Below are 2,806 nucleotides of genomic sequence, written 5' to 3'. Positions count from 1 at the left end.
GCGGTGCTGTCGGGCGTCGGTTCGATTGCCAACGGCACGCACGCCATTCCGTTCAACACGGCGGACCAGACGTTGCTCGGCGCGGTGTCGTTCGGTAGCGCAAGCGGCAACACGTATCGCCAGTTGACCAATGTCGCCGATGGTACGCAGGCGCACGATGCCGTGACGATCCGCCAGCTGGCCGGCGCGTTGTCTTCGTTTGCAGTGACCGGGCAGATGTATTTCCACGCGAACTCGACGGCTGCGGATTCGCTGGCGGTCGGCGCGGAGTCGATTGCAGTCGGACCGACCACTGTGGTCAACGGCGACAACGGCGTGGGCATGGGCAACGGCGCGATCGTTGATTCGACGGCGCCGGGAGGGGTCGCCATCGGGCAGGCCGCGAACTCGGCGCAGGCAGATGCGATTGCCGTGGGCAGCGGCTCCGTCGCGAGCGGCGCGCAGTCGATTGCTCAAGGCGCGAATGCGAGCGCGGCCAACGCCGGGTCCATCGCCATCGGTTCAGGCGCGCACAGCACTGCCATCGACGCGCTCGCGTTGGGCGCCGGGGCGAGCGCGTCGTTTGCGAACAGCGTCGCACTTGGAGCTGGATCGGCCACGACGGTGGGTGCCTTGAGCAATTACATCGCGTATGGCTTGAGCAGTCCGCAATCGTCGATAGGCGAAGTGAACGTCGGCAACCGGCAGATCACCGGCCTCGCGGCGGGCAAGTCCGGCACGGATGCTGTGAACGTGTCGCAGCTCGACGCCGTTGCAAGCCGGTTGACGACACTCATCAACCAGCAGACGACCAATAACGGCGGCAGCTTCTCGTCGTCGCCCGGCACACCGACGCCGCCGACGCCTTCGGGGACGAACTCGTCGGCGGGTGGCCAGGGCGCCGTGGCTTCGGGCAACAACAGCTCCGCGGTGGGCAACGGCTCGACAGCGGCGGGCACCGGTTCGACCGCGGTGGGAGCCGGCGCAACCTCAACGGGCAGCGGCTCGACGGCGCTCGGCGCGAATAGTAACGACGGCGGACGCGCGAACGTGGTGGCAGTCGGCTCGGCGGACACGACACGGCAGATCGTCAACCTCGCAGCCGGCACGGCGCCCACGGATGCCGTCAACGTCCAGCAGTTGAACTCCACGCTTTCTCAGGCTAACGCCTACACCGACGCTCAGGTCGCGGGGTTGCGAAACAACCTTGACTCGTACCGCCGCGATGCGGACGGCGGGACAGCTACAGCGATGGCCGTTGCAGGGTTGCCGCAGCCGACGGGTCCAGGAAAGAGCATGGTGGCTATCGCGGGCAGCGTGTATCGCGGTCAGGCAGGGCAGGCGCTTGGCATTTCGACGGTCTCCGAGAACGATCATTGGGTCTACAAGGCCGCAGTCTCGACCAACACCCGCGGTACATACGGCGCCGTGGTGGGCGCAGGATATCAATGGTGAGAACGATAGCCGACTGCGTCCATCGCATAACGTTTGGAGTATTCAACATGAACAGAAAATCAGTGCTAGTCCTGTCTGCCACGCTTTGCTGCCTGTGCGCCGTCACTGGCTGCGGCACCGTAGATACGTCGTTTCCGCAGCCCGATACGGCAACCATGAAAGAAGGCACCTTTCCTAACCTTGAGAATCTCGGCAAGGTCGAACCTGGTCTGACAAAGAATCAGATATACGACTTGCTCGGGCCGCCTCACTTTCACGAATGGATTGTCCACGTGAGGGTCTGGAACTACCTGCTGAACTTTCGCACCGCAGGCCGAACCGTGACGTGCCGGTACCAGATTCAATTCGATGATGATAGCCGGGTCACTACAACGCGTTGGAAAGATCCGGCGTGCGAGGCACTAGCCACCAGTAAAACGGTAGTCGAGTCAAGGACTCCAACGACCGCGCAAGCCGGGATAGCGCAGTAGCATTGACGTGGCCGAGCGCTGAACCGACTCAGGACAGGCGAGTCGGCACAGGCGCTGGGCTGCGCATATGTAGGCTCCTGCCAGAGGCGGTGCATTCAAAATAACCTATCGGCCATTGCGCGCCGCGACAGGCGTCCGGCCTCGTCCTCCAGTTCCAGAGTCCGGGGCCCTGACCGCCGACTCGCCGTTCGGGTTCAGCAGCGCTGCAATCTATGGATCACGGCGCACAAAAATGAGGGGATTCGACGGTTGTCGCTTGTATCCACGTTGGCATTCGATGACGAGTGGCGGTAAAGGAACTGGAGCGATCGTAGTATCTCCGAGGCGGTCCTCGGCTTTCGCAGCAGCGAACGACCGGGAGGCGTTGCGGATTCAACCGGTCGATGCAACCCGGCTATAGGCTTTGGCGCTAAAGTAGTCACACTAATTCTGACCACTTAGCCGGACTGCCGTGCCGCGACTGCCAGGTAAGGCCTGATTCCAAGCATGCGACGTGGACCTTTCTCTGGCGTCCTACCGGACGGGAGGCGGCTGTGCCTGGGGGCCATGTACTCGATAGCTTCACAAGGCCTCGATGCTGACGTCGAAGAATCCGTTGCATCCGGGTGCATGGCAACAGGCGCCACTTAAAGTTCGGCCGCCGTCCGCGGTCGAAGCTCCAATAGAGCAGTTTTACTCTTTCTATGGGGTCTAGCAGGTCGTCCGGATGTCCGCTTCGCGGAAAGCTGACCGTCCCTTTTGGGTCGAGTTATGCCGGCCGCATATCATATCGAGACTACGTCGCGCCGATCATCGACGTGTCGCTGACAATCGTCGGCCAGTGATAGGCACTTCCTTCGCACTGCAATGACGCCGTCAAGCCGCACTAAGGCTTGCCTAACTTCGCAGACTTGTCGCAGCCC

2 protein-coding genes are annotated in these 2,806 nt (G+C 62.4%); both read left to right on the top strand.

Annotated elements, in window-relative coordinates; translation table 11 throughout:
• Positions 1-1,434 (top strand): YadA family autotransporter adhesin (locus F759_RS39920; RefSeq protein ID WP_036026302.1); only part of this gene is annotated, 1,434 nt, incomplete at its 5' end.
• Positions 1,428-1,904 carry an outer membrane protein assembly factor BamE gene (locus F759_RS45390; RefSeq protein ID WP_063829693.1) on the top strand — a complete coding sequence of 159 codons (477 nt, stop codon included), beginning with the start codon at positions 1,428-1,430 and terminating at the stop codon, positions 1,902-1,904. The genes F759_RS39920 and F759_RS45390, both read left to right, overlap by 7 nt.
• The last annotated feature ends 902 nt before the right edge of the window (positions 1,905-2,806 follow it).

This window comes from Paraburkholderia dilworthii (genome assembly GCF_000472525.1).
GTDB lineage: Bacteria > Pseudomonadota > Gammaproteobacteria > Burkholderiales > Burkholderiaceae > Paraburkholderia > Paraburkholderia dilworthii.
The sequence above is the reverse complement of the archived record's forward strand: the minus strand, read 5'-3'. Positions and strand labels throughout refer to the sequence as shown.

Bases quoted from the DNA above. Each gene is read 5' to 3' on its own strand.
- F759_RS45390 (WP_063829693.1), top strand. From the start codon at position 1,428: ATGGTGAGAACGATAGCCGACTGCGTCCATCGCATAACGTTTGGAGTA.